The sequence below is a fragment of the Streptomyces reniochalinae genome (assembly GCF_003323735.1).
GTDB lineage: Bacteria > Actinomycetota > Actinomycetes > Streptomycetales > Streptomycetaceae > Streptomyces > Streptomyces reniochalinae.
This window is the reverse complement of the sequence record NZ_QOIM01000018.1, coordinates 205,207-229,715: the sequence shown is the minus strand read 5'-3', so window position 1 is coordinate 229,715 and position 24,509 is coordinate 205,207. Positions and strand designations below refer to the sequence as shown.

Below are 24,509 nucleotides of genomic sequence, written 5' to 3'. Positions count from 1 at the left end.
TGGTTCAATACGCCCTCCCGACACGCACCAGCACCAATACGCACACGCGGCGGCAGCTCGTGGCGCATCCGTCACGGTCTGTCGTCGTTCGTCGTGTGGGAGGAACGGGCCCGCCGATGCGTAGAGCGGGCGCTTGTAATTGCCCGCCCGGCAGCGAGAGCGCGGAACCGTGCGGGTTGTGGGGCAGTCGTCGTTGGCCGGTCGCCTGCCGCCGTTGTCGATCCGGCAACGGCGAAGAAATCGTCGTCAGGCGGGAACCGGTGCCTGCCGCGGGGTCGTATCCTCCAACGAGTCATCGCAGGGAAACGGAAGCCGGACGGGGCGGCTGACCGCTGGTCCCGTCTCCCCGTGTTGCTCCTCTTCCTGGGTGCCCCGTACGAGTAAGGCCGTTTCACGGAGGAGTTCGTGCCTCAGCACCGCATCATGAGCCCGCTCGAAGGAAAGCATAGGAAGTGGGTCGCCGGGGTGGCGGCGGTGGTCGCCGTCGGTGCGGTGTCCACACCGCTGCTCTGGTCCGGTTCCGGCGATCGGGCAGAGGCCAAGGGGACCGCCCTGACCGGCCCCGCCGGGACCCGTCCGCAGGCCGACTTCGACAACGACGGGCGCGCCGATCAGGTGTCCGCCTCCCCGAACGCCGAGGTGTCCGGCACGAGGCAGGCCGGGTATCTCGCCGTCACCTACGGGTCGGACAGGCCCGGCGCGGGCCGCCACCAGTTGGTGGGCCAGGACAGCGAGGGCGTGCCCGGAAAGCCCTCCAGTGGCGCCGGATTCGGAGGAGACTCCACCGCTCGCGACTTCGACGCAGACGGGTACACCGACCTCGCGGTCACCTCCTCCGTCGGCGAGAAGTCCACGGTCATCGTGTTGTGGGGGTCCAAGGCGGGCCTGCACGGTGGGACATATCTCAAGGACGCCGCCGGGGAGGTCACAACGGCGGTCGGCGGTGACTTCGACGGCGACAAGAAAGCCGATCTTGTGACCGGTTTCGGCTCGGAGGGGCTGCTGAAGGGCCCGTTCACCAGGGACGGAACGGCTGCCGGCACCGGCGACGTTCCGGAGCCGCACGTCGACGACAAGGAGGGGGACGAGATTCCGGACCCGTCGCTGGAAGCCGCCGGCGACCTCAACGGCGACCACACCGACGACCTGGTCACCCTCAGCAGCAACGAGACCGACGACAACACCAACCACGTCGTGTGGGCCAGCCGTTACCTCCAGGGCGGCAAGGACGGCTTCGCCAAGCCGGCGAAGTCCCACATACCGGCGAACGGGGCGGCCACGGTCGGCGACGTCGACGACGACGGGTACGGCGACCTCGTCGTCAGCCGCCGCGGTGAGCAGCAGGAATGCGGTGTGCTGACGGTGGTCTACGGCACGTCCGAGGGCCCCGGCCCGCGCCGGACGACGCTCACCAAGGGCAGTGCGGACGTACCGGGCCAGTCGAGCGGGGCCTGCGACTACACCGCGCTCGACGCGGGCGACGTCGACGGCGACGGGCACGCCGACGTTCTCGGCGGCGCCGACTTGGACTCTCCCGGCAAGGAGCAGTCGGGCAGCGCCACGCTGGTGCGCGGTAGCAAGGACGGGCTGACGGGCGAGGGCGCCCAACGCTTCAGGGGGAAGTCGTTCTCCTCCGACGAGGGGTCCGCCGACTCGTTCGGCCTCTCGGTGAACCTGGCCGACCAGGACGGCGACGGCAAGAGCGACCTCGCCATCGGTCACCCTGGCAGGGAGGACAACGCGGGCGCCGTGTACGCGCTGCCGGGGGCCGAGGAGAAGCTCCCGACCGAGGCGGCGGTGACCCTCCGCCCGAAGGACTTCAGGCTGTCCGGCAGCCTCACCAAGCTGGGCTACACCGCCCCGGACCTTCTCAACTGACCAGCCGAGTACGACCGATACGAACGGGTCCACCGCGGTGCGCGCCGGCGCGCTCGCGTGGGGACTCGGCAACTGCCGCGGACACTGTCCGCTGACGAGGGAGGCAATCGTGGGGTTCAAGCGTGCCAAAGTGATCGGCGGTGCCGCCGTCTTGGCGGTGATAGCCGCTGCTGGAAGCGTGACAACCGTGTACGCGACGGAGGACGGGGCGAGCCCGGCAGATGGATCGGTGGGTGAGAAGGCCGGGACACCGGAGAAGATCGACTCTCACGTCGTCGACAAGGACGACAGCCACATACGCATTGAGCTCAAGGACAAGCGGCAGGTGTCCCTGACGTATGCGAAGGACAAAGGGCTGGTCGAGCGGCACAGGCCGGCCGAGGGGGGCACCTGGTCGTCGCCAAAGACGATCTACAAGACGAAGGCCGAGTCCTGCCAGGGCATTGATGCCAGGGCGCACGGCGATACGGTCGCCGTGACGGCCAACTGGGGCCTGTACTGCTCGGACGGGGAGCCGCCACAAGAATCCGTGGCGGCAATGGGGGCGGGTGAATTGACCGAGTGGGACACCGCCGAGAGCGAGAACTCCGACGGGTGGCCGCCCGCGCAGATCTATGACGGCGGTGACCGGGCCGAGTTCGTGGCCAAAGGGCCGCACAGCACCACCACACTGCCGTGGAAGAAGGGCTCCGGGTTCGGTGACGAAGCCACGGTGTATGAGCCGATACCCGGTCGCTTCGTCGGCAGTTGGCGCGCGGAGGACGGCAGTCATCGGGTGACGTTCCAACAGGCCGCCGCGGGGAAGCCGGCGACGGGGACCATCGAAACCCTCACGGGCCAGCGGTGCCTGGGGAGCGGTGTGGTGACCAAGAAGTCCGCCGACGGCGTCGAGTTGGGGAATTTCACGATCAAGGAGGGGAAGCAGGCGAAGAACTGTCCGCCCGAGGTGTTCGAGCACTTCTACCAGGTCGAGACCGCGGACGGTGACATGCAGCTGATGGAGCTGGGCAAGCCCCCGAAGCCCGTCGCCACCTACAAGCGAACGGGCGACTGACGCGCCGAAGGGGTGCGTACGGCGCGGCCTGCCAGGTGGGCAGCGGGGCGGTGACGCTGCTCTCCCCTGCGGTGGCAGGCCCGCCTCTCCCCTGCGGTGGCAGGCCCGCCTCTCCCCTGCGGTGGCAGGCCCGCCTCTCCCCTGCGGTGGCAGGCCCGCCGCTGACCAGGCCCGGTGCGGAGCCTGCTCAGTCCGCCCGGAAGACGGCTCACGACCCTCCCCATCAAAAAGCTCGCTGTCCGGCTCGCCTCCGCCTCTCAGAACCAGGAGGGCCGGAACCGGCGCAGCGCCGGTGGTTGAGAGAGTCGCCCGGCATCCGGAAACACATCCGGCCCCCTCAATGTCGTTGAGGGGGCCGGATTTGGTAGCGGGGACAGGATTTGAACCTGCGACCTCTGGGTTATGAGCCCAGCGAGCTACCGAGCTGCTCCACCCCGCGTCGTGCCGTCCACTCTACGGCATCGCGCAGGACCACGTGACCGGTGGGCAGGTGAGCGCGCTGGACGGCCGTCTGGCGGCCAGTTCACCTCCGGCAGGTGAGCCGGCGCTCTCGCCCACACCTCGCCGCCACGGCTCGATGAGGCACCGGCGTGGAGGCACCGGCGTGGTGGAAGGGGCCCGCGGGCGGCTCTTTCGGCAGGGACGTGTGCCCGGTGGGTACCGGTGCCGGCGAGTGCCAGTGCCCCGGAGGTGCCGGTGCCGCCTGGGCGGGTGCCAGTGCCCGGCGAGTTCCGGCGCCCGGCGGGTTCCGGTGCCCGGTGGGTGCCGGGTGCCGGGGTGCGCCAAGACGTGGAAGGAGTCCATCGCCGCCCCTTTCCGCCAAGTTCCCCTCAAGCGGACGGAACCCTGCGGACGGAACCCTGCGGACGGGGACTTCGAAGACGATCTCTCGACCGTTCTCCTCGTCCCACTGTTCTCCGACCTCGACGAATCCCAAGCCCGAGATCGTCGCCAGGGATGCCACGTTGTCGGGGCTCATCGTCGCCCGCACAGTCGTGACCGCGGTTTCGGCGCTTGCCCGGCGGAGCAGCTCGATCAGCGCGGATCGGGCATATCCCTGGCGCCGGAAGTCCGGAGCGATGCAGTAGCCGATCTCGACCATGCCGACCTCATCAGGCGGCCCGTGGAACCCGGCATGTCCGGCGACGGGACCGCTGTCGTCGACGACCGCTTGTCGCAGCATCCACCGCGCGTGGCCGGGATCGGCGGCCATCTGGGAGAGCCGGTACCGCCACAGCCACCGTGCTTCGTCGGTCACGAAGTATTCGGTCAGCGGTACACCGGCCACCCTGCCGGCTTCGGTCAGGCCGCCCTTGAGCAGAGCGGACATTGTCCCGCCGGACAGCTCGACAAAACGCACACGCTCCGGGCTCCGCATGAGCGGTCCCCAGTCATCGGCTTCACCTGCCACCTGCGGATGGTCGCCGACTCGTCCAAGAGCGTCCATCGTTTTCCAGGGCCCATGGTCCGTGGAGAGGAAGAATAGGCGTTCCGTCCAGCGATTGATCGGCCTCCGGCTCAGGTGCCGGGCCGTTCGACATACGCGCGCAGTATTCCGTTCACAGAGCAATCGCCCGTGGCGCGAGCTGCGCATTCGACTGGTTGACCCCGCAGCCCGCTCCTGCCAATCTTGCCGCCATGCCCACCGGTACGCGCTTTTTCGTACGGCGCCACGTGGACCTGGTCCGCGTGGCCAGCGCGTTGTGTCATCCCGGCCGCGCCTGACGACCGGACTCCACGACACACCCCTGTGAGGTATCGCCATGACCGCACCCCCGCGCGCCGGAACACGCCTGCTGACTGCCCCTCAGTTGGCGCAGACTGTGCGCCACTTCGCTTCGCATTCCTCTTCGCTGTGGACCGCCCTCGTGCGTTTCACCACGCCCGAACGCTTCTACACCCGTCTCGCCCACAGCGACACGCACGAGGTCTGGCTGCTGACCTGGCTGCCCGGCCAGGGCACCGACATCCACGACCACGGCGGCGCCTCCGGCGCCTTCGGCGTGGTCCAAGGAGAGCTCAGCGAGCGGACCTTCGCCCTCGGAGCCGCCGTGCCGCCGAGTCCACGGCGGCTCCCCACCGGCGGTGTCCGCTCCTTCGGCCCCCGCCACATCCACCAGGTGCACAACGACAGCGACAGCCCGGCGGTCAGCATCCACGCCTACTCCCCCGCGCTGGCCGCCATGACCTACTACAGGGAGTCGCCGGGCAGGGGAGGTATCGAGTTGATCCGTACGAGCGCCGTCGAGGGCACCGATGATTTCGACGAACTCGCCGACGCCCCCGGCCTGGTCAGCTCCGACGACCGTGACGGGCGGGCGTGATGGGCATCGACGACAGGCTCGCCGATGTGCGCCGCTCGTTCGAGAGGCTCCATCCCCACCAGGCGCAGGCGGCCGTGGCCGAGGGTGCGGTGCTGGTGGACACCCGCCCGGAATTCCAGCGGCGGGCGGCCGGGGCCATCCCCGGCGCGCTGATCGTGGAGCGCAACCACCTCGAATGGCGCCTCGACCCCGCCAGCTCCGGCGCCCTCCCCGAGGCCACGGACCGCGCAACCCGATGGATCGTGCTGTGCGATGAGGGGTACGCCTCCTCGCTCGCCGCGGCCTCACTGCGGTGGATCGGCCTGCCCCATGCGACGGATCTGATCGGCGGCTTCCAGGCGTGGCGCCGGGCAGGGCTTCCGGTGACGCCGGCGGTCGGCTGACCTCCCACACGGCCGGCCGCGCGAGGTCCCCGTCCCGGCGGGACGGGGACCTCGTTGCCGCGCGTCACGGGGACGGGTGGCTGTCCGCGACCGGGCGCGTAGGTGCAGCAGCTCCGGACGGACACCGCTGCCCCCTGCGCACGGCGGCCGACGTGGAGCCACCCTCGTCACCGCTGGGCGCGGCGAGGCGACGCAGGTCTGTGTCCCGTGGCGTCACCTGCCACCGGACTGTCGGCATCACAGGCTCCCCCGGGAGCCTTCCTCCCCATGAAGAGGAAAACGAAATGGCAGGATCGGACGATCACTACCGGCTGGTAGAGATCAGGGACAACAAGGATGTCCGCCTGATCGAAGGCCGCGTCAAGAATGCTCCTCCGGTCCCGCAGGGGGCCGAGTTCGGCATCTACGACACGAAGAGCAAGAACTTCTACATCACCAATGAGCACGACCAGATCGGCCGTTGGTCGCAGAGCAAGGGTAAGTGGGAGAGCGCCGAAGGCAAGTCCAACGCGGAAGGGGCGAAGAGGGCATTTCGCAGGGCAGCGAAGGCTGCTGCCCCTGTGGCCGAGTCGAGCAACGCGGTTCAGATGAACGACCTCTCCCAGCGGATGAGCAACGTGCGGACGGGCTCTCCGGGATCCCAGGCGAGCAACGAGTCATTCGCCAGCGCCTACAGCGCCGTAGCGCAGGACAAGCGTGGTCGGTACGTGCGAACGTCACAAGACAGCGTTCCGCCCTCTGCCCCGAGCCCCCCGAGGGCGCCATGCGGACTGCGTACGACGCGGAGAGGGGCGAAAACTACGCCGAGGTCCAGGGCAAGCTCACCCGCTTCGGCAACAACGCTTCCGAGTGGGTATCCAGCAAGGCGAGGGGCATGTTGGATGTCTTGCAGAAGCGGGGCAAGACCTTCGGGAAGGCCGGCTACAAGGCGGCTCTCCCCACCGGGACCGGCATGGCGAAGTTGATCTCGGACGACAACCCCGCGGTCAATCAGTGGGCGAACGTCGTATCGGCGGACGCGGGTAGCCTGGAAGCCGGGTATTCCCTGGTCGACAACGCCCGCCAAACGATGCAATCGGGCTCGGGGCAACGGCCGGCTGCCGACGGCGTCTCACCCGTTTTCCGACGTCCTTGGACGGAGGGCCCGTCGGGTCAGTAGCCCGCCCGCCAGCCCGGTTGCGGGCGTGCGCGCCAGGCGGCGGTCGGCGGGGAGGCGGTGGGGCGGGGCCACGGGGCGGGGCGGGGGGCTGTGGTGTCGGTCGGGACGGTGGGGGTGGAGCCGGCCAGGGCCATGAGGACGACGAGCAGGGCTGAGAGTTCCTCGGGGTCCGGCTCACCGCGCAGTATCCGGACGGTGGGGTCGTCGGCGCTCACTGCGGCTGGTTCCCGTGCTTGCGGGTGGGCAGGGAGGCGTGCTTGGCACGCAGCATCGCCAGCGCCGAGATCAGGCGGCCGCGGGTCTCCGCCGGGTCGATGACACTGTCGACGAGGCCACGCTCGGCGGCGTAGTAGGGGTGCATGAGTTCGGCGCGGTACTCCTTCACCAGGCGGGCGCGGGTCGCTTCGGGGTCGGTGGCGGCGGCGATCTCGCGGCGGAAGACGACGTTCGCCGCGCCCTCGGCGCCCATCACCGCGATCTCGTTGGCGGGCCAGGCCAGCGAGAGGTCCGCGCCGATGGAACGGGAGTCCATGACGATGTACGCCCCGCCGTAGGCCTTGCGGAGAATGAGCTGGACGCGTGGCACCGTCGCGTTGCAGTAGGCGTACAGCAGTTTGGCTCCGTGCCGGATGATGCCGCCGTGTTCCTGGTCGACGCCGGGCAGGAAGCCGGGGACGTCCACCAGCGTGACGAGCGGCACGTTGAAGGCGTCGCAGGTCTGGACGAAGCGGGCGGCCTTCTCGGAGGCGTGGATGTCCAGCACCCCGGCGAAGGAGGCGGGCTGGTTGGCGACCAGCCCGACGGTGTGCCCGTCCAGCCGTGCCAGCGCGCAGACGACGTTGGTCGCCCACGCCTCGTGGACCTCGAAGAAGTCGCCGTCGTCGACGATCTCGGCGAGCACCTCCCGCATGTCGTACGCCTGTCCCGGATCGGCCGGAACCATCTCCCACAGCGCTTCGGTGCGGCGGTCGGCCGGGTCGGCGGTGGGCTCGGCGGGCGGCAGCTCCCTGTTGTGCGGGGGCAGCAGGGACAGCAGGTGCCGTACGTCCTCGAGGCAGGCGCTCTCGTCGTCGTACGCGAAGTGGGCGACGCCGGAGAGGGAGGCGTGGGCGTCGGCACCGCCGAGGGCGTCGTGCGTGATGACCTCGCCGGTGACGGCCTGCACCACGTCGGGGCCCGTGATGAACATCTGGGACGTGCCGCGCACCATGAACACGAAGTCGGTCAGGGCCGGCGAGTAGGCGGCGCCGCCCGCGCAGGGGCCCATGATGACGCTGATCTGCGGGATGACGCCGGAGTTGCGGACGTTGCGGGAGAAGATCCCGCCGTAGCCGGCGAGGGCCGTCACACCCTCCTGGATACGGGCGCCCGCACCGTCGCACAGCCCGACCACGGGCCGGCCGGCGGACTCGGCCAGGTCCATCAGCTTGTGGATCTTCTCGGCGTGTGCCTCGCCGAGGGCTCCGCCGAAGATGCGGAAGTCGTGGGCGTAGGCGAAGACGGTGCGGCCGTGCACCTGCCCCCAGCCGGTGACCACACCGTCGGTGTGCGGGCGCCGGTCTTCCAGGCCGAAGCCCGTGGCTCGGTGCCGGCGCAACTCCTCGACCTCCGTGAAGGTCGAGTCGTCGAACAGCAGGGCGAGCCGCTCCCGTGCGGTCAGTTTGCCCTTGGCGTGCTGGGCCTCGGTCGCCCGCTCGCTGGGCCCGCGCCGCACCCTGTCGTGCAGCTCGGCGAGTTCGGCGGCACGGTCCCGCAGCCGGCCGTGAGCGGGAGCGGCCGAGTCCGGCCGCGTCCCCCCGGCGACGTTCACGGTGGCGGTGTCCGGAGGTATCCCTCCGGCGACGCTCACGGTGGCGGTGTCCGGGGACATCCCCCCGGCGACACTCACGGTGGCGGTGTCCGGAGGCGTTTCGTCGACAACGCTCATGACGGGCAGCGTGCGCGCGCCCGCTCAAGGCGGGCTCGACGGCCTCTGAACGCCGCGATGGAGTACCGCTCGACCCGCGGCGTCCACCCTCGCGCCATGACGCGTCCGCAGCACCGCTCCCTCGTTGTGATGTTCCCCGGAACAGGAGCCCAGCACGCACGGATGGCGGCCGGGCTCCACGGGCGTGAGCCGGTCTTCACCGAGGCCGTCGACGCCGTCTTGGACCTGCTCGGTCCCGAGGGCGGGGCCGCGCGGGCCGACTGGCTGTCCGACGCGCCCACCGAGCCGATGGACGCCGACACCCGTGCGGCTCCGCTGCTGTTCGCCGTGGACTACGCCATGGGGCGGCTGATCGAGAGCTGGGGGATACGGGTGTCCGCGTATCTGGGGCACAGCATGGGCGAGTTCGCGGCCGCGGCGCTCGCCGGGGTCTTCCGCCTGGAGGACGCGGTTCGGCTGCTGTGGGAGCGGGTGCGGTTGCAGCGTACGACGCCGGCCGGCGGCATGCTCGCGGTGGCTGCCGCCGAGCGGGAGCTGACCGGGTATCTCGGCGACGGCGTGGTGGTGGGTGCGGTGAACGCCCCGCGCCACACGGTGTTGTCGGGCCCCGAGGGGCCACTGCGGGCGGTCGCGGACGCGCTGGCCGCCGACGGCAGGACCTACCGCAGGTTGCCCTCCCGCACCCCCTACCACAGCCCCGCGCTGGCGCCACTGGTGCCGGCGACCCGGGGCCTGCTGGCTACGATGCCGCTGCGCGCGCCCCGTACGCCCCTCTTCTCCGCCTACACCACGCTGCCCCTGCGCGCGGCGGAGGCGGTCAGTCCGGCCTTCTGGGCGGTGCAGCCGACGGCTCCGGTGCTGTTCTGGCCGACGCTGGAGCGGGTGTTGGGCGAGAGGGACCGGCTGCTGGTCGAGGCGGGGCCCATGCAGTCCCTCACCGTGCTGGCGCGCGGGCATCCGGCGGTGCGCGCGGGGCGCAGCGCCGTGGTGCCCACGCTGCCGCCCCGGGCGCTGGGGCCCGAGGCGGATCTGCGCAGTGTGCGGGCGGCGCGCCAGGAGGTGCTCGCCCGGTCGGGGGCGCTCGAAGCGGTCCGCCCGTGAGCGGCGACGCTCCCTCCCTCCTGAGCGGCGGCTCCCGCGTGCGCGGCCGGCCCTTGTGAGCGGCGGGCCCCTGGTGTGCGGCGGCGGTCCGGCGGGGGCGGTCACTCCGGCTGGTTGCCGGTTTTGCTGCCCGTCTCGTACGGGCTGGTGACACCGTCGTACGCCAGGTGCAGCACCATGCCGTCGCGGGCGTGGTCGAGGTTGTGGCAGTGGTCCATCCACAGACCGGGGTTGTCGGCGCGGAAGGCCACCTCGTAGCGCTCGCCCGGGGCGACGTTGAGCGTGTCGGTCCACCACGGGCTCCCGGTCGCCTTCTTCCCGTCCTTGGACAGCACGAGCATGCGGTGACCGTGCAGGTGCATGGGGTGGTCGTCCAGGCTCCGGTTGAGGAACGTGGTGCGCACCAGGTCGCCCTTGTGTACCAGGAGGGCGGGGATGTCGGGGTAGACGGCGTTGTTGATGGTCCACAGCACCATCGGCCTGCCGTCGAAGAAGCCGAAGCTGTTGCCCAGTACGAGGGAGAAGTCACGGTCGAAGGAGGGCGAGGGGCCGAAGGGGGCGCGGGTGGGGGTGCCGTAGTGCAGCGGGTCGAACACCGGCCCGGTGACGGGTTCCGGGGTCTCCTTGGGGGTGACGGCTCCTGGTGCGAGCAGCAGTGACGCGGTCTCGGGCCGGCCCGCGCCGTAGGCGCCGTCCTCGCCGCAGCCTTCGAAACCGTGGCTCGCGCTGGAGGCGTTGGCGTCTCCGACGACGGTCAGCTGGACGGGCCCGGCGGGCTGGCGGAAGGTGACGTCGTAGCGGCCGCCGCCCGCGACGCGCAGCAGTCTGCCCCGCAGCGCGGTGGGGCGGTGTACGGGGTTGCCGTCGATCGCCGCGACCTCGAACGGGGTTCCGGCCAGCGAGTAGGTGCGAGGGCAGTTGTCGGCGTTGACCAGGCGCAGCCGTACCCGGGTGCCGGCCGGGACCTTCTCCTTCCGGGGTCCGGTGTCGTCGCCGAGTGCCGTGCGCAGCGGTGCGCCGGTTCCGTTGACGCCGCTGAGGGCTCCGCCGGCGCCGCCCGAGTCCCCGCCCGCACCGCCGCGCGGCGGTCCGCCCGCCGACGTGGCGCCGCCCACCGCCCAGGCGTGCGCCACGACGGTACGGTCCACGACGTCGGGGCCCGCTCCCCCGGCGTCCCCGGGTTTCTCAGGTTCCTCCACGATCAGCGCGCCGAACAGTCCGCGGGCCACCGCGGTACTGGACTGCTGGTGCGAGTGGTACCAGAAGGTGCCGGCGCGAGCGGGGCGGAAGCGGTACACGTGGCGCCTGCCGGGGCCGACGGCGTCCTGGGTGACTCCGGCCACGCCGTCCTCCGCGTTGGGCACCTCGACTCCGTGCCAGTGCAGGGTGACCCCGCCCTCGACGTCGCGGTTGACCAGGACGACCTCGACCAGTTCCCCGCGCCGCACCCGCAACTCCGGCCCGGGAAGCCGCCCGTTGAAGGCGAGCGCGGCCACCTTCTCCCCCGAGGCCAGGTGCCGCGTGCGGTCCGTGGCGGTCAGGGTGAAGCGCCGGTCGGGCTTCCCCTCGTGGTCGCCTTTCAGGTCGGCGACGTCGCGCGCGGGGCCGGAACCGGCTGAGGGGCCGCCACCCGTGTCGTAGGCGTGCGTGTGCGAGGAGCCGCCCATCCGGCCGGGCAGTCTGCTGTGTTCGGCCGCCATCGACCAGCCGCCGGCGCCCAGCACGGCCAGGCAGGTGAGCAGCGCCGAGGTCCGCAGCAGCCGCCTCGTTCTGGGGGCGGGCCGAAGGGCGCGGGCGGTCGGTGCGTCCAGGCGGCGCTGGTGGAACAGCGTCAGCGCTCCCGCGGCGAGTGCCAGCAGCGCGCCCTGGAGCAGGAACATGCCGGTGTAGGGGGGCGTGGGCGGGTGCAGCGTACAGGCGGCCCCCAGCAGGGCCGCGACGCAGCAGGCCCGCACGGGGACCACCAGCCGCGTGCGGGCGGCCAGCCCGCGCAGGGCGTCGGACGGCTCCCGCTGTGCCGCTGCCCCGCCAGGTGCCGCCACGGGTTCCGCGGCGGAAGCCGCGTCATACGCCGTACCGGGAGCCGCGTCAGGCACCGCGCCGCGAGCCGCGTCAGGCGCCGTGCCGGAAGCCGCGCCGGAAGCCGCGCCGGAAGCCGTATCAGACGCCGTACCGGAAGCCGCTTCAGGCGCCGCGACAGTAAGCGCACCCGGAGCCGCACCAGAGGCCATATCAAGTGAGCTGTCCGGCGCGGTGTCTCCCCGCGCGCCCCGCGCCGCCCGCGACACCCTCAGGTACGCGGGCAGGGTCAGCGCCGCGACGGCGAGCCCGCCCACGACCACGGGCACCGTGCCGAACAGCAGGTAGTCGGCCCCTCCCAGCCATCCGGCGGCGCCCACCAGGGCGAGCGCCACCGCGGCCCGGACGGCGGTCGCCACCAGTGCGCAGCACAGCAGGACGAGGCCGAGCCGGCTCCTGCGCCGCATCGACACCGCTGTGGGCCGGGCCGCGAGCCGCCGGGCGCCCCGGGCCGCGAAGACCCACAGGACGGCCGTCAGGACGGACCAGAGGACGGTCTGTTCGAAGAGGTTCTCCACCATGGCGGTCAGCCTGGCGTGGTGTCTTCGAGCCTGCCTCGAGGCGGCTGCACGATGCTCGCGCACGGCTGGAGCGACCGCTTTGGCCGTGCCGCGCACGTGGGAGGGACACGAGATGCAGCAGACGCGCAGTGCGCTGGTGACCGGCGGCTCGCGGGGTATCGGCAGGGCGGTCGCCGTCCGGTTGGCCCGCGCCGGGTACGACGTCGGTTTCTGCTCACGCTCCGCCGACGAGGCCGCCCTCGAGACGGCTCGGCTGGTCGGTGAAGCGGGCGGGCGGGCCCACCACGTGGTGTGTGACGTGACCGACGCGGAGGCCGTCGGCGCGTTCGTCGGGGAGGTGGAGGAGAAGCTCGGTCCCGCGTACGCGGTGGTCAACTCGGCCGGTGTGCTGCGGGACAAGCCCATGGCCCTGATGGCCGCGCGGGACTGGCGTGCGGTGGTCGGCACCAGTCTGGACGGCGCGTTCAACGTGTGCCGCGCCGTCACACGCGGGCTGCTGACGCGTCGGGCGGGCGTGCTGGTGAACGTCTCCTCGGTCATCGGTGTGTACGGCAACGCGGGCCAGAGCAACTACGCGGCGGCCAAGGGCGGACTCAACGGCCTCACCCGCGCCCTCGCCAAGGAGGTGGCCCCCTACGGGGTCCGGGTGAACGCCGTGGCGCCCGGGTTCATCGAGACCGACATGCTCGACGGCATGACGGACAAGGCCCGGGAGGCCGCCCTGGGGAAGATCGCCATGGGACGGTTCGGCAGCGCCGAGTCCGTGGCGGAGCTGGTCGCCTTCCTGGTCTCGGACGCCGCCGACTACATCACCGGCCAGGTGGTGCAGATCGACGGCGGCATCGCGCTGTGAGGAGGGCGTCATGACCTCCGCCGGCACCGCGGCCACCGGCCCGGCCATCCCCCAGGGCCCCGGCGCGGAGCGGCCGTTGCGCTCGATGTTCCGCGAGCGCTGGTTCTCCACGCTGTTCATGACCGACATGTGGGAGCGCTTCAGCTTCTACGGCATGCAGGCGCTGCTGTTCCTGTACGCGACGGCGCCGGTCTCCGAGGGGGGCCTGGGGCTCGGCGACGGCACGGCGGGCGCGCTGTTCGGCCTCTACATCTCGGCCTCGTTCCTGGCCGCCATGCCCGGCGGCTGGCTCGGGGACCGGGTGCTGGGCACGCACCGGGCGATGCTGAGCGGCGCTCTGGTCATCATGGCCGGGCATCTGTCGATGGCCGTGCCCGCGCACGCCACCTTCTACCTCGGTCTCGTACTGGTGGCCTGCGGAACCGGGCTGCTGAAGCCGAACCTGCCGGTGATGTTCGACCAGATGAACCCGGGGGCGAGCAGCAGCCGCCGGCAGGCGGCGTTCGCGCTGTTCTACATGAGCATCCAGGTCAGCGCCCTGGCGGGCCCGTTGGTGACCGGGGCGCTGGGAGAGCGCGTCAACTGGCATCTGGGGTTCGGCGCGGCGGCCGTGGGCATGGCCTTCGGCGTGCTGCGGTACCTGCGCGGGGCGCCCGCGCTGCGCGGCGCGGCGACCGGGCCCAGCCGGCCCCTGCCGCCCGGCGCGCTGCGCCGGCTGGTGCGCGGCGCGTGGGTGGCGCTCGGGGTCGCGTCGGCGCTGGGGGCCGCGCTGGCGCTGGCGGGCGGGGTGCCGCTGCGGCCCGCGCTGGCGCTGTGCGGGCTGGCCTCGCTGGTGGCGCCGGTCTGGTACTTCCGGCGGCTGCTGCGTGGCGGGGAGCTGGACGAGGCCGCGCGGGCCCGTGTCCGCGGCTACCTGCGGGTCTTCGTGCCGTCCGTGCTGTTCTGGGCCATGTACGGCCAGCTCGGCTCCGTCTTCAGCCTGTTCGCACGCGAGCACACCGACCGCTCGGTCGCCGGGTTCACCGTGCCCGCGAGCTGGTTCCAGTCCGCGCACCCGCTCTTCCTGCTCGCTCTCGCGCCGCTGTTCGCCTGGGTGCTGGTGCGGCTGGGGTCGCGGGCCGGGGTGGCGGCGAAGTACGTCTGGGGGCTGCTCTGCGCGTCCTGCGGGTTCGCCGTGCTGGGGGCCGGTGCCTGGCTCGCCTCCGGCGCGGGGGCGGGGGTGTCGCCGCTGTGGCTGCTCGCCGCGTTCCTGTGCATGACGTGCGGCGAGCTCGTGTTCGGCCCCGTGGGGCTGAGTACCACGGCCGAGTCGACCCCCGAGGGGCACGGCAGCCGGATGATGGGGCTGTTCTACCTGGGGGCCGCGCTGGGCTCGGGCGTCGGCGGTCAGCTCTCCCAGCTGGTGGGTGTGGTGCCGCTGTGGAGCTACCTGGCGGGGTTCGCCGCGGTCGCGCTCGTCACCGCGCTCGTACTGCGTCCCAGGCTCGCACGAACGTGACGTCGAGTTGGTCTGGACGCGCTCTCAAGCCCGGCGGACCAGCATCGCCTTCGGACAGCCGCCGACGGTCAGCCGACGGTCCGCAGCGCAGGCGCACACCGCCCGCGGGCACCGGCGCGGACCGCACTGGCAGGCCGCTCCGGTCCCTTGACCGAGAAGCTTCGGCCCCTCATCCGAGAAGGAGTTCCCATGGCGCACCGCACGCTCATCGTCGCGCGGATGGACCACGACGACGCGGAGAAGGTCGCCGCGCTCTTCGCCGAGTCCGACGCGACCGAGCTGCCGCACATGATCGGCGTCCAGCGGCGTACGCTCTTCCGCTTCCACGGCCTCTACTTCCACCTCGTCGAGGCCGGTGAGCCGATCAACGGCGAGCTGTACCAGGCCCGCAGCCACCCGCTCTACCAGGACATCAACACGCGGCTGCAGGAGTTCATGACGCCGTACGACCCCTCGTGGCGCGAGCCGAAGGACTCCATGGCCGAGCCCTTCTACAGCTGGACGCCCTGAGTCAGCGCGTCAGCACGTCCGCGAGTCAGCCAGTCCGCCGCGCCCCGTCCCCGGTTTCCGCGCGCAACCTCTGGAGCACCCATGCACACCTTCGACCTGTCCAAGGTCGCCATCGACGACGTGCCGCCCAACACCAAGCGCGGCGGCGACCTGCGCGTCCTGCTCAGCCCGAAGACCTGCGACGCGACCTCCGGCTTCATGGGAGTGGGCACGCTGGAGCCCGGAGAGTTCGTCTCCGAGCACTACCACCCCTTCTCGGAGGAGTTCTTCCACACCGTCCGCGGCCGGATCCTGCTGCGTGTCGAGGGGCAGGAGGTGGTGCTGGAGCCCGGCGAGTCCTTCATGGTTCCGATCGGCGTGCGGCACCGCATCGAGAACCCCGGTACCGAGCAGGCGTTCGTGACGTTCTTCCTCAGCCCCCTGGCGCCCCGCCCCGACCTGGGGCATGTGGACTGCGAACCGCTGCCGGGGGCCGGCACGCTGCCCGAAGTGGGAGACGTGCGATGAACCGCGCGGTGGTCACCGGCATCGGTGTCGTCGCCCCCGGCAGACCCGGCCGCGAGAACTTCTGGGAGATGATCGTCAAGGGGCGTACGGCGACCCGCCGCATCACCCTCTTCGACCCCGCGCCCTTCCGCAGCCGGATCGGCGCCGAATGCGACTTCGACCCCGAGCGGTGCGGCCTGTCGTACCAGGAGATCCGGCGCACCGACCGGGCCGGGCAGTTCGCCATCGCCGCGGCCCGCGAGGCCGTCGCCGACAGCGGCATCGCACTCGCGCAGGAGCGCCCGGAGCGGATCGGGGTCAGCGTCGGCAACGGCGTCGGCAACGCCATCTCCATGGAGCAGGAGTACCGCACCGTCAGCGACAACGGGCGCCGCTGGCTGGTGGACCCGGACTACATGGTGCCGCACCTGTACGGGTACGTGATGTCCAGCTCGCTGGCGACCGAGGTGGCCTGGGCCACCGGCGCGGAGGGTCCCGCGACCGTGGTCAGCTCCGGGTGCTGCGCGGGCATCGACGCGGTCGGGTACGCCGTCGACCTGATCCGCGAGGGTGCGGCCGAGGTGATGGTGGCCGGGGCGACCGACGCGCCGATCTACCCGATCACCGTCTCCTGTTTCGACACCCTGCGGGCCTCCTCCACCAGCAACGACGACCCGGAGCACGCCTGCCGCCCCTTCGACGAGCGGCGCAACGGCCTGGTGCTCGGCGAGGGTTCCGCGGTGTTCGTGATCGAGGAACTGGAGCACGCGCGGCGCCGCGGCGCACCCGTCTACTGCGAGGTGGCCGGCTATGCGGCCCGCGCCAACGGCTACCACATGACCGGACTGCGCCCGGACGGGCGGGAGATGGGCGAGGCGATCACCGCCGCGCTGGACGAGGCCCGGATCAACCCGGACGAGATCGACTACGCCAACGCCCACGGCTCGGGCACCAAGCAGAACGACCGGCACGAGACGGCCGCCTACAAGCGCAGCCTCGGCGAGCACGCCTACGGGCTGCCGGTCAGCTCGATCAAATCCATGGTCGGGCACTCCCTCGGTTCGATCGGGTCCATCGAGATCGCCGCCAGCGCGCTGGCCATCGACCGCGGCACGGTGCCGCCGACCGCCAACTACGAGCACCCCGACCCCGAGTGCGATCTCGACTACGTGCCGGGCACCGCGCGTGAGGGCACCTTGGACGTCGTCCTCAGCGTGGGCAGCGGTTTCGGCGGGTTCCAGAGCGCGGTGGTGCTCACCTCACCGAGGAGGCTGTGATGGAGGCCGTGAGGGAGGCTCAGAAGACAGCGTCCGTCATCACCGGCGTCGGCGTCGTCGCGCCCACAGGGTCCGACCGGGAGGCGTGGTGGCAGGCGACCCTCGACGGGAAGTCGGGGCTGGGCCGGATCAGCCGGTTTGACCCGTCCGGCTATCCGGTGCGGGTCGCGGGCGAGGTCACCGGGTTCGACCCGGCTGACCACGCCCCCCAACGGCTGGTCAGCGAGACCGACGCCATGACGCAGTACGCGTTCGCCGCCACCAACGAGGCGCTGGCCGACGCCGCGGTGGACCCGGCGCGGATGCCGGATCTGGAGCTGGCGGTCATCACCGCCAACTCCTCGGGCGGGGTGGAGTTCGGCCAGCGGGAGTTGCAGAAGCTCTACGCCGAGGGCCCGCAGGCCGTGGGCGCCTACATGTCCATCGCCTGGTTCTACGCGGCGACCACGGGCCAGCTCTCCATCCGGCACGGCATGCGCGGCCCCTGCGGTGTGCTGTGCTCGGAGCAGGCGGGCGGCCTGGACGCGCTGGCGCAGTCCAGGCGGGTCCTGGCGAAGGGCACCAGGCTGGTGGTCTCCGGCGGCACCGACGCCTCGCTGTCCCCCTACGGCCTGGTCTGCCAGCTCTCCAACGGCCGCCTCAGCCAGGTACCGCAGCCGGACGAGGCATATCTGCCCTTCTCCCCCGACGCGGCCGGATACGTGCCGGGAGAGGGCGGCGCGATCCTCGTCATGGAGAGCCTCGCCGCGGCGCGCGCCCGCGGCGCCGAGCGGGTCTACGGTGAGCTGGCGGGGTACGCGGCGACGTTCGATCCGCGTCCGGGATCCGGCCGGCCGCCCACCCTGCGGCGGGCGGCCGAACTGGCGCTGGCCGACGCGGGCGCCGAGCCCGGCGAGGTGGACGTCGTCTTCGCCGACGGGCACGGCGTGCCGGAACTCGACCGGCAGGAGGCGCAGGCCGTGGCGGCGCTGTTCGGGCCGCGCGGCGTTCCGGTCTCCGTCCCCAAGACGATGACCGGCAGGCTCTACGCGGGTGGCGCGCCGCTCGACGTGGCCGCGGCGCTGCTCGCCCTGCGCGACCAGGTGATCCCGCCCTCGGTCAACACCTGCCCTGACCCGGGTCACCTCCTCGACCTGGTCACCGACCGGCCGCGCGCGGCCCGTCTGAGGACCGTCCTGGTCCTGGCGCGGGGCTACGGGGGGTTCAACTCCGCCGTGGTCCTGCGCTCCGTCGACACGCCGGCACCGCTCACGCACCTGTCCGCCGGCACCTCTTCCCACATCCCCAGGAGGAACGGATGAGCAGCATCAGCTTCGACGACCTCAAGGCGATCATGAGCCGTTGCACCGGCGAGCTGGACGGGAGGGAGCTGACCGAGTCCGACCTGTCCACGTCGTTCACCGAGATCGGCTACGACTCCCTCGCCGTGCTGGAGATCGCCAGCCAGCTCCAGCGCGAGTACGGGCTTCAGATCCCGGACGAGGCCATCGAGGAGATGGACTCCCCGCAGGCCGTCATCGACTACGTCAACACCAACCTGGCGGCGGTCTGAGATGGCGGGCGCGACGGACAACGCGATCGTGATCGACGCCCCCATGGACCTGGTGTGGGACATGACGAACGACGTCGAGTCCTGGCCCGGGCTGTTCTCCGAGTACGCCAAGGCGGAGATCCTCAAGAGGGAGGGCGCCACGCTCACCTTCCGGCTCACCCTGCACCCGGACGAGGACGGCGCCGTGTGGTCCTGGGTCTCCGAGCGCACACCCGATCCGGCCACCAGGACCGTGCGGGCGCGGCGGATCGAGACCGGGCCCTTCGAGTTCATGAACCTGCTGTGGACGTACTCCCGCACCGACGCCGGGGTGGAGATGCGCTGGCGGCAGGAGTTCCAGGTCAGGGAGGGGCTGCCGTTCGGGAACGAGCAGATGACCGAACGGCTCAACCGCAACACCCGCAGGGAGATGTCCCGCATCAAGCAGCTGGTGGAAGAGGCGGCGGCCGAGAAGCGGGAGGTGCGCGGGTGACCTGCGGGCTGCGGGTGCTGTTGCGCATCCGCATCAGTCCCGGGCACGAGGCGGAGTTCGAGAAGCTGTGGGCCGAGCACGCCGAGACGGTCCGCGGCTTCCCCGACAACCACGGCCAGCAGCTGCTGCGCACCCGCGGCCGGCCGGGTGACTACACCGTGCTGACGGACTGGACGGACGAGCCGTCCTTCCGGGCCTTCGAACACAGTCCGCAGCAGCAGGCGTACCTGACCAGGCTCTGGGCGATCCGGGCCGGCGGCGAGATGCAGCTGCTCGACGTCGTCCGCGGGCTGTCACCGGCCACCACGAGCGAAGCCTGAGGAAGAGGGAGGACGGACATGAGCACGCAGCAGGACAAGGTGACCGAACTGACCGAGCTGGTCGAGTCGACGCCGCCCAGGGAGCTGGAGGCCGCGGTGGCCCGCCTGGAGGGCGGGGTGGACGCCGCGCTCGTGCTGGTCTTCGAGCTGCTGGTCTCGGAGTTCAACCCGGACAAGGCCAAGGGTCAAAAGGGCGTTTTCCAGTTCGACATCGCCTCGGCCGAGGGGCAGAAGCTCCACTACGTGCACGTCGAGGGCGGGACCTGCCGCACCGACAAGGGCCGGCATGAGAGCCCCGACATCACCATCGGGATCAAGCTCCCCGACATGCTGGCGATGGGCGTCGGCAAGCTCCCGGGCGCCAAGGCGTTCCTGACCGGCAAGCTGAAGCTGCGCGGCAGCCCGCTGATGGGCACGAAGCTCGGCGAGTGGTTCGACCACCCCGAGACCTGAGCCGGAGCCCGCACGAAGCCGCCGTCGCGCCCGGGGCGCGGCGGCGGCTTCGTGGTGTCGGGTTTCGAGGTGTCGGGCTTCGTGGTGCCCGGGCCGGTGGCCCGTCAGGGCCCGTCGCGGGCCCGGGGCGGCTCGCGGTCGCCCCGGGCGCGGATCAGCCGACCCCCAGGACGGACATGTGCGCGAGGGAGAGCATCGCCTGCTCATGGACGAGGGCCAGGTAGGCGTCCGGGTGCGCGGGCCGCTCGGGGGTCTCCAGGTACGGGGCCAGCCACGCCTCCGCGTCCTGCCCGAAGCAGCGGTCCGCGAGGTAGCCCACGACGTCGTAGGGGTGGCCGTCGTACTGCACCGAGCGCACCAGGATGTCGCCGTGCAGGAACAGCGCCGTGCGGACGATCGTCGGGTGCTGGTCCGACAGCCGCAGCGAGGCCTGCTCGTTGGCCGTGGCGCGGGCGGCGGCCAGCTCCTGACCGGCGCCCGCGCGCAGCGGGTAGCGCAGCGCGACCGTGCCGGCGGCGGGCCGCTCGGTCGGGCTGTGCTGCTCCAGCACGGTCATCAGGCTGCGGTGGAAGTGCTCCCTGAACCCCTCGGGGGTCTCGGTGTCCCGAGGTTCGGCGAGGTAGGGCAGGATGGCGCGCTCGGCTTCGTGCACCCCTTTCTGCACCGACATGTGCCGGGCTATCCGGGCGGCGCCCGCACCGTCGTGGTGGATCACCCGGACGACGGTGTCCCCCTGCACGAACAGGCCGGTGCCGAGCAGCATTCCGACGGTCTCGCCCGAACCGTCCTTGATGACCGGGGAATCGACCCGGGAGAAGTTGTGGGGCGAGAAGACCTCGGCCAACTCCTCCTCGTGGCCGGGGACGACACGGTAGGTGACGGCGTCCAGTGGCATGGCTGTCCTCCTTGTCAGCGGGCGGTGAGTACGGCGACGGTCCCCGCGGCCAGGGCCAGCGCGGCCAGCCCCGTACGCAGCCGGTGCCAGGCGCGCCACAGCGGCCGCGGGTCCACCCAGGGGCCGTCGGCGGCCAGGCTGCTCAACGAGCGGTTGATGGGGACGTTGCCGAGGTGGGAGACCGCCTGCACGCCGACGAGCAGCACCGAGACGAGCGGGAACAGCCATGACGCCGGCGGCTCGGCGAGGAAGGCGAGCGCGAACCCGCCGAGCGTGACGACGTTGACCAGTATCGGCATCAGCGGGTGGTAGCCCTTGCCCAGCAGGGCGTGGGCCCGCAGGTACTCGGCGCGCCCCATGGCCGACATGGCGGGCCCCACGCTGACCGCGACGGCCACGAAAACGCCCGTGACGGTCCCCGTACCGGCCAGCACGACCCCGCTCAGCACTTCCTCAAGCATCACGACTCCCGATCGAGAAGTGGGTGTGCCGGCCACCGTGCCGTGCCCGGCTCGACGCCCTGTGGAGGGCTGCTCGACAGCGGGAGCCCCGGGCGTCACGCCCCCCGGGGCGGGCGTGACGGGCACCGCGGCGCCGGGCACTGATCGTCGAGCCGTCTTCGAGTCCGCTTCGACCGGCGGCTTCGAGAGTCGTAGAAGCGGTCCGCCGCAGCAGGCGGCGGCCAGGGCGAGGAAGGTGCCTCGTGGCCGGGACGATCCAGGTACTCATGCCGTTGGCACTGCTCGCCGGCGGTCTCGCGGCCGGCGGGCTGGCGATCTCCGTGCTCGCCGCTCCCCTGTTCACCACGCTGCCCACCGCGATGTACGTGCCGGTGCACAAGGGGCTGGTCACGCGCTTCGACCCGTTCATGCCCGTCTCGCTGCTCAGCTGCCTGCTGTGCGACGTGGCGCTGGTGGTGGCCGCGGACGGCACAGCGCTGCGGCTGCTGGCGGGGGCGGCGGCGCTGCTGCTGGCCTGCGCCATGACGGTCTCACTCACCAAGAACGTGCCGATCAACCGGTGGCTGGAGACGCTCGATCCCCAGGCGCTGCCCCCCGACTTCGAGCAGACGGACCCCCGCGAGCGCTGGATCCGCTGGAACCGCGTGCGGGGGGCGTTCGCCGTCGCGGCGCTCGTGGCCAACGTCAGCGCCGCCGCGCTGCTGATCTGACGTCCTTGTGTCCCCCGTATCCCCTTCTCGGACCAGGAGAGCGTATGGACTCCATGACCGGCGTGGTCGGCCCCGCGATGGCCGCCGCGCTGCCACCCCACGTGCGGCTGTTGCTGCTGACGGACGGCAAACGGATATCCCGGGTGGTGCACGTGCTCGCCGAGTTGGGCATCGCCGACGAGCTCGCCGACGGTCCGCTCGCGGTGCCCGAGCTGGCGGAACGCACCGGCACGCACGCCGACTCGCTGGGGCGTGTGCTGCGTGTGGCGGCCGCGTTCGGCGTCTTCGAGGAGCGCGAGGACGGGCGCTACGCCCTCACCGACCTCAGCGAGGCCCTGCGGTCCGGTGTGCCGGGCAGCCAGCGGGACATGGTGCTCTACAACGGCAGTGAGCTGCTGTGGCGCACCTACGGCTCGCTGATGCACACGGTGCGCACCGGGCAGCCCGCCTTCGAGGAGGCGTACGGGCACGGCTTCTTCACGCATCTGGAGGAGAACCCCGAGGCCGGGGCGCTGTTCGACCGGGCGATGACGGGCATGAGCCGGGCCACCGCACGGATGCTGCTGGACGGCTTCGACTTCTCGCGGTTCGCGCGGATCGCGGATGTGGGCGGCGGGCGTGGCCTGTTCCTGTCCGAGGTGCTCGCACGCCACCCTCAGGTGCGCGGCACGCTCGTCGACCGTCCCGCCGTGATCGAGGAGGCCCCCAAGCTGTTCGACGAGGCCGGTGTCGCCGACCGCGTCGAGATCGTGCCGGGTGACTTCTTCGGGGAACTGCCCCCGGGCCGCGACGCCTACGTGCTCAAGGCCGTGCTGCACGACTGGGACGACGAGCGTGCCGCCGCCGTCCTCGGCCGCGTCCGCGACGCGCTGGCCGAGCGCCCCGACGGGCGCCTGCTGATCTGCGAGTTCCTGGTGGGTCCTGCCAACCAGTGGGACCGCGGCAAGCTGCTCGACCTGGACATGCTGGTCCGCTTCGGGGGGCGCGAGCGCAGCGCGGACCAGTGGCGGACCCTGCTGGCGGCCTCGGGATTCGCGCTGGTGGACGAGCCGGTCCCCGGCCGCTGGGCGGTGCTGGAGTGCCGCCCCGTCGCCACCGCCCGCTGAGGCGCCCGTACCTCACCCCCCGACCGCGCGCCGCGACCGCGACGCGCTCCGAGACGAAGGAGAAGACCATGGATCTGCGTCTGGAGGGCAAAAGCGCCCTCGTCACCGGCGGCACCCGCGGCATCGGCCGGGCCATCGTCCTGGCGCTGGCGGACGCCGGCGCGACGGTGGTCACCTGCTACCGCACCGAGGGCGAGGCGGCCGAGAGCCTGGCCCGTGAGCTCAAGGAGCGGAGCGGCGAGCACGCGGTGGTGCGCGCGGACGTCGGCACGGCGGAGGGCGTCGAGACGGTGCTGGCGGAGTGCCGGGACCGCTTCGAGACGCTCGACGTGCTGGTCAACAACGCGGGCGTGATCAGCCAGGTCCCGTTCGCGCAGCTGCCGTTCGAGGAGTGGGAGCGGATCGTCACCACCAACCTCACGGGGCCCTTCATGGTGATCAGCAAGTCGCTGCCGCTGCTGCGCGAGGGCTCCTCCGTCATCACCATCGGATCGCGCGGCGCGATGGCGGGCATCCCGCTGCGCGGCCACTACACGGCGTCGAAGGCGGGACTCGTCGGCCTGAACCGCACGCTGTGCAAGGAGCTGGGCGGCAAGGGGATCCGGTTCAACGTGGTGGCGCCCGGTGTCATCGACACCTCCGAGCCCGAGGAGCTGTCCGAGGAGCAGCGGGCCGCGTACAACGAGCGGTACCTGCGCATGATGGCCCTGGGCAGGTTCGGGCGCCCCGAGGAGATCGCCGGCGCCGTCCTCTTCCTCGCGTCCGACCTGTCCACGTACGTCACCGGCGAGACACTGCACGTCGACGGGGGTGTCTGAGATGCCGAAGGAGCGGGTGGGGACGTTCCGGGTCCTGCTGACCGTGCAGGTCAAACCCGGCATGGAAGCCGGCTTCGAGCAGGTGTGGAGACAGGGCAGCGCCCAGGTCACCGCGCAGCCGGCGAACCTCGGCCACACGCTGGCGCGCAGCGCGCACGAGGAGTCCGTCTACTACGTGGTGAGCGACTGGACCGACAAGGACTCCTTCCTGGCGTTCGAGTCGAGCCCCGAGCACGTCGCCCACCGCGAGCAGCTGCATCCGTACCGTACGGGCGGCTCGCTGGCGACGATGCACCTGGTGGAGGTGGTCTGATGGGCGGGGGTGCGGGGCGTGTCCGCGTCCTGCTGTACCTGCGGGCCGCGGAATCCGAGGTGGCGGCGGTGGAGGAGGCGTACCACCGCATCAGCAAGGATCTGGCGGGCACCCCGGGGCTGCTGGGCAACGAGCTGCTGCGCGAGACGTCCGACCCCGGCGCGTTCGCGGTGCTCAGCGAGTGGGAGAACCTGGCGGCCTTCCGGACCTGGGAGTCGGGCTCCGCGCACCGGGGGACGACCTCGCCGCTGCGCGCCTACCAGGACGGCGAACGCCCCCGCCCGTTCGCGCTGTACGAAGTGGCAGCGGAGTACTGACGGAGCGCGGACGGCCACGAGGAACGGCCGTGCCGCGGAGAG

At 71.7% G+C, this 24,509-nt stretch carries 28 protein-coding genes and 1 tRNA gene; 22 read left to right on the top strand and 7 right to left on the bottom strand.

All coding sequences use genetic code 11. The features are described 5' to 3' along the window. Nucleotides 1-405 precede the first annotated feature (405 nt). Together DQ392_RS01895 and DQ392_RS01890 are read left to right on the top strand one after the other, a co-directional pair. A complete protein-coding gene (locus DQ392_RS01895) occupies nucleotides 406-1,878 on the top strand; it encodes an FG-GAP repeat domain-containing protein (RefSeq protein WP_147266465.1) in 1,473 nt (490 codons plus the stop codon). A 109-nt stretch (nucleotides 1,879-1,987) separates the two neighbouring features. Next, complete coding sequence (locus DQ392_RS01890) at nucleotides 1,988-2,932, top strand: hypothetical protein (protein WP_114013665.1); 945 nt, start codon at nucleotides 1,988-1,990, stop codon at nucleotides 2,930-2,932. A 362-nt stretch (nucleotides 2,933-3,294) separates the two neighbouring features. On the opposite strand, the gene DQ392_RS01885 is transcribed toward DQ392_RS01890, so the two are convergent. Further along, nucleotides 3,295-3,371: transfer RNA gene (locus DQ392_RS01885), tRNA-Met, on the bottom strand. A gap of 84 nt (nucleotides 3,372-3,455) precedes the next feature. Continuing rightward, nucleotides 3,456-4,145: a GNAT family N-acetyltransferase gene (locus tag DQ392_RS35930; RefSeq protein ID WP_425470462.1), complete on the bottom strand. Its 690-nt coding sequence runs from the start codon at nucleotides 4,143-4,145 to the stop codon at nucleotides 3,456-3,458. 425 nt (nucleotides 4,146-4,570) lie between these two features. On the opposite strand from DQ392_RS35930, the gene DQ392_RS36115 reads away from it, so the two are divergent. The 4 genes from DQ392_RS36115 to DQ392_RS01865 all read left to right on the top strand — a co-directional run bounded on the left by DQ392_RS36115 (nucleotide 4,571) and on the right by DQ392_RS01865 (nucleotide 6,798). Then, nucleotides 4,571-4,657, top strand: coding sequence for a putative leader peptide (locus tag DQ392_RS36115; RefSeq protein ID WP_425470461.1), 87 nt, complete (start codon nucleotides 4,571-4,573; stop codon nucleotides 4,655-4,657). Between the two features lie 38 nt (nucleotides 4,658-4,695). Then, a complete protein-coding gene (locus DQ392_RS01875; RefSeq protein ID WP_114013663.1) occupies nucleotides 4,696-5,256 on the top strand; it encodes a cysteine dioxygenase in 561 nt (186 codons plus the stop codon). Further along, nucleotides 5,256-5,639, top strand: coding sequence for a rhodanese-like domain-containing protein (locus DQ392_RS01870; protein WP_114013662.1), 384 nt, complete (start codon nucleotides 5,256-5,258; stop codon nucleotides 5,637-5,639). Before DQ392_RS01875 ends, DQ392_RS01870 begins: the two co-directional genes overlap by 1 nt. Before the next feature lie 763 nt (nucleotides 5,640-6,402). Next, nucleotides 6,403-6,798, top strand: coding sequence for a hypothetical protein (locus tag DQ392_RS01865; protein ID WP_114013661.1), 396 nt, complete (start codon nucleotides 6,403-6,405; stop codon nucleotides 6,796-6,798). On the opposite strand, the gene DQ392_RS01860 is transcribed toward DQ392_RS01865, so the two are convergent. After that, the gene (locus tag DQ392_RS01860) at nucleotides 6,792-7,013 is read right to left on the bottom strand and encodes an acyl-CoA carboxylase subunit epsilon (RefSeq protein WP_114013660.1); all 222 of its coding nucleotides are present in this window, start codon (nucleotides 7,011-7,013) and stop codon (nucleotides 6,792-6,794) included. The two genes, DQ392_RS01865 and DQ392_RS01860, sit on opposite strands and share 7 nt — an antisense overlap. Then, the gene (locus tag DQ392_RS01855; RefSeq protein ID WP_245981044.1) at nucleotides 7,010-8,725 is read right to left on the bottom strand and encodes an acyl-CoA carboxylase subunit beta; all 1,716 of its coding nucleotides are present in this window, start codon (nucleotides 8,723-8,725) and stop codon (nucleotides 7,010-7,012) included. The genes DQ392_RS01860 and DQ392_RS01855 overlap by 4 nt, the downstream gene beginning before the upstream one ends. Before the next feature lie 96 nt (nucleotides 8,726-8,821). Here DQ392_RS01855 and DQ392_RS01850 point away from each other — a divergent pair, with 96 nt between their 5' ends. Continuing rightward, on the top strand, nucleotides 8,822-9,826 hold the full coding sequence (locus DQ392_RS01850) for an acyltransferase domain-containing protein (protein WP_245981042.1): 1,005 nt from the start codon (nucleotides 8,822-8,824) through the stop codon (nucleotides 9,824-9,826). Between the two features lie 101 nt (nucleotides 9,827-9,927). On the opposite strand, the gene DQ392_RS01845 is transcribed toward DQ392_RS01850, so the two are convergent. Then, nucleotides 9,928-12,426, bottom strand: a complete 2,499-nt coding sequence (locus DQ392_RS01845; RefSeq protein ID WP_114013658.1) for a multicopper oxidase family protein — start codon at nucleotides 12,424-12,426, stop codon at nucleotides 9,928-9,930. A 112-nt stretch (nucleotides 12,427-12,538) separates the two neighbouring features. On the opposite strand from DQ392_RS01845, the gene fabG reads away from it, so the two are divergent. From fabG to DQ392_RS01795, 10 genes are all read left to right on the top strand, one after another. Continuing rightward, nucleotides 12,539-13,279 carry a 3-oxoacyl-ACP reductase FabG gene (gene fabG / locus DQ392_RS01840; protein WP_114013711.1) on the top strand — a complete coding sequence of 247 codons (741 nt, stop codon included), beginning with the start codon at nucleotides 12,539-12,541 and terminating at the stop codon, nucleotides 13,277-13,279. Nucleotides 13,280-13,289: 10 nt separating this feature from the next. Continuing rightward, complete coding sequence (locus DQ392_RS01835; protein WP_114013657.1) at nucleotides 13,290-14,777, top strand: peptide MFS transporter; 1,488 nt, start codon at nucleotides 13,290-13,292, stop codon at nucleotides 14,775-14,777. A gap of 189 nt (nucleotides 14,778-14,966) precedes the next feature. Beyond that, nucleotides 14,967-15,287: a TcmI family type II polyketide cyclase gene (locus DQ392_RS01830; protein ID WP_114013656.1), complete on the top strand. Its 321-nt coding sequence runs from the start codon at nucleotides 14,967-14,969 to the stop codon at nucleotides 15,285-15,287. A gap of 81 nt (nucleotides 15,288-15,368) precedes the next feature. Further along, a complete protein-coding gene (locus tag DQ392_RS01825; protein WP_114013655.1) occupies nucleotides 15,369-15,794 on the top strand; it encodes a cupin domain-containing protein in 426 nt (141 codons plus the stop codon). Further along, nucleotides 15,791-17,050 (top strand): beta-ketoacyl-[acyl-carrier-protein] synthase family protein, encoded by a 1,260-nt coding sequence (locus DQ392_RS01820; RefSeq protein ID WP_114013654.1) that lies wholly within the window; start codon nucleotides 15,791-15,793, stop codon nucleotides 17,048-17,050. The genes DQ392_RS01825 and DQ392_RS01820 overlap by 4 nt, the downstream gene beginning before the upstream one ends. Next, nucleotides 17,050-18,351, top strand: a complete 1,302-nt coding sequence (locus tag DQ392_RS01815; RefSeq protein ID WP_114013653.1) for a ketosynthase chain-length factor — start codon at nucleotides 17,050-17,052, stop codon at nucleotides 18,349-18,351. Before DQ392_RS01820 ends, DQ392_RS01815 begins: the two co-directional genes overlap by 1 nt. Next, nucleotides 18,348-18,602 carry an acyl carrier protein gene (locus tag DQ392_RS01810; protein WP_114013652.1) on the top strand — a complete coding sequence of 85 codons (255 nt, stop codon included), beginning with the start codon at nucleotides 18,348-18,350 and terminating at the stop codon, nucleotides 18,600-18,602. The genes DQ392_RS01815 and DQ392_RS01810 overlap by 4 nt, the downstream gene beginning before the upstream one ends. Nucleotide 18,603: 1 nt before the next feature. After that, the gene (locus tag DQ392_RS01805) at nucleotides 18,604-19,074 is read left to right on the top strand and encodes an SRPBCC family protein (RefSeq protein ID WP_114013651.1); all 471 of its coding nucleotides are present in this window, start codon (nucleotides 18,604-18,606) and stop codon (nucleotides 19,072-19,074) included. Continuing rightward, on the top strand, nucleotides 19,071-19,394 hold the full coding sequence (locus DQ392_RS01800; RefSeq protein ID WP_245981040.1) for an antibiotic biosynthesis monooxygenase family protein: 324 nt from the start codon (nucleotides 19,071-19,073) through the stop codon (nucleotides 19,392-19,394). The genes DQ392_RS01805 and DQ392_RS01800 overlap by 4 nt, the downstream gene beginning before the upstream one ends. Nucleotides 19,395-19,412: 18 nt before the next feature. Next, nucleotides 19,413-19,847, top strand: a complete 435-nt coding sequence (locus DQ392_RS01795; RefSeq protein ID WP_114013650.1) for an SCP2 sterol-binding domain-containing protein — start codon at nucleotides 19,413-19,415, stop codon at nucleotides 19,845-19,847. 154 nt (nucleotides 19,848-20,001) lie between these two features. On the opposite strand, the gene DQ392_RS01790 is transcribed toward DQ392_RS01795, so the two are convergent. Then, nucleotides 20,002-20,742, bottom strand: coding sequence for a SchA/CurD-like domain-containing protein (locus DQ392_RS01790; RefSeq protein WP_114013649.1), 741 nt, complete (start codon nucleotides 20,740-20,742; stop codon nucleotides 20,002-20,004). Between the two features lie 14 nt (nucleotides 20,743-20,756). After that, the gene (locus tag DQ392_RS01785; protein WP_114013648.1) at nucleotides 20,757-21,203 is read right to left on the bottom strand and encodes an anthrone oxygenase family protein; all 447 of its coding nucleotides are present in this window, start codon (nucleotides 21,201-21,203) and stop codon (nucleotides 20,757-20,759) included. A gap of 242 nt (nucleotides 21,204-21,445) precedes the next feature. On the opposite strand from DQ392_RS01785, the gene DQ392_RS01780 reads away from it, so the two are divergent. The 5 genes from DQ392_RS01780 (at nucleotide 21,446) to DQ392_RS01760 (ending at nucleotide 24,467) form a co-directional block, all read left to right on the top strand. Beyond that, nucleotides 21,446-21,913, top strand: coding sequence for an anthrone oxygenase family protein (locus DQ392_RS01780; RefSeq protein ID WP_245981038.1), 468 nt, complete (start codon nucleotides 21,446-21,448; stop codon nucleotides 21,911-21,913). Nucleotides 21,914-21,957: 44 nt separating this feature from the next. Continuing rightward, complete coding sequence (locus DQ392_RS01775; RefSeq protein ID WP_114013647.1) at nucleotides 21,958-23,019, top strand: methyltransferase; 1,062 nt, start codon at nucleotides 21,958-21,960, stop codon at nucleotides 23,017-23,019. 68 nt (nucleotides 23,020-23,087) lie between these two features. Next, nucleotides 23,088-23,837 (top strand): SDR family NAD(P)-dependent oxidoreductase, encoded by a 750-nt coding sequence (locus DQ392_RS01770; protein WP_114013708.1) that lies wholly within the window; start codon nucleotides 23,088-23,090, stop codon nucleotides 23,835-23,837. 1 nt (nucleotide 23,838) lies between these two features. Then, the gene (locus DQ392_RS01765) at nucleotides 23,839-24,150 is read left to right on the top strand and encodes an antibiotic biosynthesis monooxygenase family protein (protein ID WP_181856230.1); all 312 of its coding nucleotides are present in this window, start codon (nucleotides 23,839-23,841) and stop codon (nucleotides 24,148-24,150) included. Then, nucleotides 24,150-24,467 (top strand): antibiotic biosynthesis monooxygenase family protein, encoded by a 318-nt coding sequence (locus DQ392_RS01760; protein WP_114013646.1) that lies wholly within the window; start codon nucleotides 24,150-24,152, stop codon nucleotides 24,465-24,467. Before DQ392_RS01765 ends, DQ392_RS01760 begins: the two co-directional genes overlap by 1 nt. Nucleotides 24,468-24,509: the final 42 nt, after the last annotated feature.